The organism is Nostoc sp. UHCC 0251 (assembly GCF_034932245.1).
Taxonomy (GTDB): domain Bacteria; phylum Cyanobacteriota; class Cyanobacteriia; order Cyanobacteriales; family Nostocaceae; genus Nostoc.
In genome coordinates, this window is the sequence record NZ_JAYGHD010000189.1 from 1 (window position 1) to 5,547 (window position 5,547).

General features: G+C 42.5%; 5 protein-coding genes. 3 read left to right on the forward strand and 2 right to left on the reverse strand.

The window, feature by feature from the left end; translation table 11 throughout:
* The 3 genes from VB740_RS16925 to VB740_RS16935 all read left to right on the forward strand — a co-directional run.
* Positions 1 to 2,492 (forward strand): WD40 repeat domain-containing protein (locus VB740_RS16925; RefSeq protein ID WP_323201127.1); only part of this gene is annotated, 2,492 nt, incomplete at its 5' end.
* Between the two features lie 84 nt (positions 2,493 to 2,576).
* Positions 2,577 to 3,191, forward strand: a complete 615-nt coding sequence (locus tag VB740_RS16930) for a hypothetical protein (RefSeq protein WP_323201128.1) — start codon at positions 2,577 to 2,579, stop codon at positions 3,189 to 3,191.
* A gap of 189 nt (positions 3,192 to 3,380) precedes the next feature.
* Positions 3,381 to 4,121, forward strand: coding sequence for an alpha/beta hydrolase (locus tag VB740_RS16935; RefSeq protein ID WP_323201129.1), 741 nt, complete (start codon positions 3,381 to 3,383; stop codon positions 4,119 to 4,121).
* Positions 4,122 to 4,376: 255 nt separating this feature from the next.
* Here the strand turns inward: VB740_RS16935 and VB740_RS16940 are convergent, their stop codons facing one another.
* Positions 4,377 to 4,958: an NAD(P)H-dependent oxidoreductase gene (locus VB740_RS16940; RefSeq protein WP_323201130.1), complete on the reverse strand. Its 582-nt coding sequence runs from the start codon at positions 4,956 to 4,958 to the stop codon at positions 4,377 to 4,379.
* Between the two features lie 262 nt (positions 4,959 to 5,220).
* On the reverse strand, positions 5,221 to 5,391 hold the full coding sequence (psb34, locus tag VB740_RS16945; RefSeq protein WP_323201131.1) for a photosystem II assembly protein Psb34: 171 nt from the start codon (positions 5,389 to 5,391) through the stop codon (positions 5,221 to 5,223).
* Positions 5,392 to 5,547 lie beyond the last annotated feature (156 nt).

The following is a 5,547-nucleotide window of genomic DNA, read 5'->3' on the forward strand; positions in this document are numbered from 1 at the left end:
TGGTACATGACTACATCGCCGCCTTTATCCGCCAGCAACAGGAACCGAAGTTAAAACAGGTGATAGCGGAACTGGAAAAAGAACGAGAACAAAGAAAACAAAGTGAAGTAAAACTTAATCGTGTTTTCAAACGCGCCCTTTTTGGTTCGATAACAGCAGGTTTAGGATTTGCTGTTTTAGCAGCAGCAACATTCCAGTGGGCAGTAGAGGCAAATGTTAGTCAAATTAACGCCATCAATAATTCTTCTGAAGCCTTTGCTGTCTCTGGACAACATCCAGATGCTTTAATAGCAGCCTTAAAGGCAGGCAGCAAACTCAAGCATACACTTTGGGCACATAACAGAAGCGATATCTCAATGCTAACTGTGGTAACTTTACAGCAAGCGGTTTACTTAAAGCCAAATGAGGCGAAAGAAAATCGTGCGATCGAGGTGAATACTTTAGAAGGTCATAGCAATGGGGTCAGTAGCGTCGCCTACAGCCCCAATGGACAACAGTTAGCTTCTGCTAGTCTTGACAAGACTATCAAAATCTGGGATGTCAGTAGTGGTCAACTCCTCAAATCCCTTACTGGTCATAGCAGAGAGGTCAATAGCATTGCTTACAGCCCCAATGGACAACAGTTAGCTTCTGCTAGTGGTGATAACACAATCAAAATCTGGGATGTCAGCAGTGCCAAAATCCTCAAAACTCTCACTGGTCATAGCAGTGAGGTCAATAGCGTTGCTTACAGTCCCAATGGACAACAGTTAGCTTCTGCTAGTGTTGATAACACCATCAAAATCTGGGATGTCAGCAGTGCCAAACTCCTCAAAACCCTGACTAGTCATAGCAGTGAGGTCAATAGCGTTGCTTACAGTCCCAATGGACAACAGTTAGCTTCCGCTAGTGGTGACAAGACCATCAAAATCTGGGATGTCAACAGTGGTCAATTCCTCAAAACCCTGACTGGTCATAGCGATAATGTCAATAGTGTCGCCTACAGCCTCAATGGACAACATTTAGCTTCTACTAGTCCTGACAAGACCATCAAAATCTGGGATATCAGCAGTGGCAAACTCCTCAAATTTCTGACTGGTCATAGCAAAGAGGTCTTTAGCATTGCATACAGCCCCAATGGACAACAGTTAGCTTCTGCTAGTCTTGACAACACCATCAAAATTTGGGATGTCAGCAGTGGTCAACTCCTCAAAACACTGACTGGTCATAGCTATGGGGTCAGAAGTGTTGCCTACAGCCCTAATGCACAACAGTTAGCTTCTGCTAGTCTTGACGACACCATCAAAATTTGGGATATGAGCAGTAGCAAACTTCTAAAACCACTGACTGGTCATAGTAGTGGGGTCATAAGCGTCGCCTACAGCCCCAATGCACAACAGTTAGCTTCTGCTAGTGAGGACAGCACCATCAAAATCTGGGATATCAGTAGTAGTAAACTCCTCAAAACCCTGATTGGTCATAGCAATACAGTTATAAGCGTAGCCTACAGCCCCAATGGACAACAGTTAGCTTCTGCTAGTAATGACAAGACTATCAAAATCTGGGATGTCAGCAGTGGTAAACTCCTCAAATCCCTGGCTGGTCATAGCAAAGAGGTCTTTAGCGTCGCTTATAGCCCCAATGGACAACAGTTAGCTTCTGCTAGCCTTGACAAGACTATCAAAATCTGGGATGTCAGCAGCGGCGAACTCCTCAAATCCCTGACTGGTCATAGCAATAGGATCATGAGCGTCGCCTACAGCCCCAATGGACAACAGTTAGCTTCCGCTAGTCTTGACAAGACTATCAAAATCTGGGATGTTAGCAGCGGCGAACTCTTCAAATCCCTGACTGGTCATAGCAATACAGTTATAAGCATTGCCTACAGCCCCAATGGACAACAGTTAGCTTCTGCTAGCCTTGACAAGACTATCAAAATCTGGGATGTCAGCAGTGGTCAACTCCTCAAATCCCTAACTGGTCATAGCAGTTACGTCAATAGCGTCGCCTACAGCCCCAATGGACAACAGTTAGTTTCTGCTAGTGCTGACAAAACCATCAAAATTTGGGATGTCAGCAGTGGTCAACTCCTCAAATCCCTCACTGGTCATAGCAGTGAGGTCTATAGCGTCGCCTACAGCCCTAATGGACAACAGTTAGCTTCTGCTAGTAGTGACAAAACAATAATTTTATGGGATTTAGATTTCGATAATTTATTACTTAGTGGTTGCAAGTTGCTAAATAATTACCTCATAGCCCATCCAGAAGTGTTAGAAGAGTTGCAAACATGCCAAACTCCATCTCGTTTGGCGCAAGGGGCAACAGCGTTAGTTATCCAAGGTGAGAAGTTAGCGCGAAATGATGATATTAATGGCGCTATTGAAAAGTTCAACAAAGCACAGCAGTGGGATAATAAATTAAAGTTTGATTCCCAGGCGAAAGCGAAAGAGTTGGCGAATCAAGGTAAGACAGACCTAACCCCCAGCCCCTTAAGAGCAAGGGAAGGGGAGTAAGATTCAAAGCCTTTCTCCTAAGAAGAGAGAGGTCAGAGGTGTTGCATCCAACTGAGAACTGCTAGATAATCACAAGGTGGAAGGATGGCATACAGCGATTTTAGTCTCGCCAAGGTGAAAAAGAGTTTTGATTTAACACTCGATGAAACTCGGAATTTATTTGTTGATACAAAACCTGTTACACCATCAGAAACTCTCAGAACAATTTTAATAGATTACATTCCTTTAGCAACTGCAATTTCAACCGAAAAAGCAAGGTCAGAGTTTTTAATTGCACCAATCCTGGCAGAGGTCAGACGATTATTAAATAATAAAATCTCGCTGTTCTCTGGAAATGAATTTAATGTTGATGCAACTCAAGGCTTGCAAGGCTTTTGCGATTACATCATCAGTAATTCTCAGGAGCAATTATTTATCTCTGCTCCGGTCATGTTTATTTTTGAAGCGAAAAAAGAAGATATTATCGGCGGTTTGGGTCAATGTGTAGCGGCAATGATTGCAGCACAACTATTCAATCTCAACCAAGGCAATGAAGTTGGGCGAATTTACGGCTCGGTTACTAGTGGAACTAACTGGAAGTTTTTATTTTTAGAAGGAAGAACTGTTTATATAGATTCGACTGAGTACTATATTAAAGAAGTTGATAAAATTTTGGGTATTTTATTGCAACCTTTTCAGCCTGTTCTAACTGCTGTTTGAATATATATAGCAATCCTATTTGAGTTGTGAGATTAGTCGTGGAGGCAGGCAATAGGCAATAAATTTTTTTCCCTAATGATTTAGAATTGCTATAGCAGGTGCTGATGTAACTTACCCGATCAAGGTTAAAAATTTCCTAAAAATAAGAGAAGTTAAAAAACTAGTCTACCTTACCACTATTCAATTGATATGAGTCTATATTGTCTAGTTCATGGTGCCTTCCAAGCCACCTGGTGTTGGGATTTACTAATTCCCTATTTAGAAGCACAGGGTCACAAAACTGTAGCAATGGATTTGCCAATTGAAAATGCATCTGCTACTTTGTCCCAACTTGCAGATGCAGTAATTCAAGCGCTGCCAAAAACTGATGATATTGTGTTAGTCGGTCACTCAATGGCTGGTACTATAATTCCCCTGGTTACAGAAGCGGTAAAAGTCCGTCAACTAGTATTTGTGGCGGCACTGATCCCGTATCCTGGAATCTGTACACTCGATCAATTTGCTCATCGTCTTGATTCTGATACGCTCAAATCATTCAATTATCAGCCCAAAGACCCAAGTAAACTCGAACAGTTCTACGATGAGCCTGATATGTATGAACCCGCTTCCGTAGGCAAAGATTATTCAGACGAAGCAGTATTAAGGGAGTTTTTCTTTCATGATTGTCAACCGGATGTAGCACAGTGGGCAATCTCAAAAAGTCGTTCGCAACAATCTATGGCATATATGTTTGAAACGAATCTTCTAAAAGCTTTGCCGCATGTTGAACGTAAATATATTGTTTGTACCAACGATCGCATAATATCTCCTACATGGTCACGCTACGCTGCACGCAAGCGCTTAGGAGTCGATGCCATTGAGCTACCTTCTGGACATTGCCCACATCTGTCTCGTCCTGACCTTCTCGCCTCAGTATTAACTAGTGATTAATTTTTTGAGCAGTTTTACTTTGGGTCGAGCAGTTAAGCAAAGCGCAACCCAACATTTCCAAGGCTTTGTTGGGTTAACCTGCGGGAAGCCCCTTCGGGTCTATGTTTCTCAAACCAACCTACGCCAGTTTTAGTTTTTAGCTTTAACCCAAGCGTATTGCACTATACGATCGCCAAAAGCTGACAAGAACCGTAAAGGGCGAGAATGTTTGCAATCATTGCTGATAATTGTCGCTCAATACTTATTCTCACTTGATTAGAACGGGGTTCCTTTTTCTTTTCTTTGTCGTTGTAGTGCTTCTTCGTACCACTCTAATTCATCTAAAAATTGACCAACTCTCTTGGTCAAAGCCGCTTCCCGTGGAGTACCTGTTTCATCTAAAGAGTCCCCTATTTTGGAAATAGCAAAAATGCTTGAAATAGTAGGCATTCCCATCTCTGACAGAAAAGCGCGTAACTGTATGGCTGCCCGCACTCCTCCAAAGCTACTAACTGAGTAGGAAACAATACCAGCCGGACGGAAAAAGTACTCTTCTAAATAGTGATCCATCAGGTTGCTCAATCCTGGCTGAATGGAATGGTTATATTCTCCTGCAACAACTACAAAACCGTCTGCTGTTCGGATATGCTCTGCCAGTTCTTCCATCTTTGCAGGAGCCTGGCCTTTATCATACTCCTTATACATCCTGTCTAAGATGCCAAAGTCATACTCCTTTGCATCCACAAAAATCACCTCATGGTTTCTTTGCTTAAGCTGATTAATCATGAATCTGGCAGCTTTGATGCCCTGGCGATCGCTCCTATAGGAACCATAGAAAACTACTGTTTTGAAGCTCATGATGAATAACTAAATAGTTCAAAGTCTAGTCACAAGTCGAATTTACCATCTGCTGGCTGTAAAATGCGTAACTTGCCGCCATAGGCATCGCTTGCCTTATCACTTTTCGAGCAAGCAAATCTCCGCCTGTGGCTAGGCTTCATCATTCCGTGCAGCGCCGCCCTTTGATATGAACGATAAAAACCCCGGCGTTAAATACCGAGGTGAGGGGAAAAAGCTCTTTTTGTCGATGGGAGATACCGTAACCGAAAGGGCAAAAATCTTAGCTAACCACAAAAGCAACCAAAACTAAAGCGGTAACAAACATAGTTGCAATTGCACCTTGTATAACGTAGTTACGTTGTTCCCAAATTGCCGGGTACTCAGCGCAGTATACCTGTGGTTCAGTTGCGTAATTATTGAGAACGCCATTTTCATTAACAGTGGTGTACATAGTTTTTTCTCTTTTTTGTTTCTTTATGTAAATTAATATAACAATTTCGTTACAAATAGTCAACATGACTTGACACAAAATGGCTGATAGCGCTAATAAAAATTACAAAAAACAGGGTGTGGGGTGTAGGGTGTGGGGTGGTGCGACTCGTTTGCG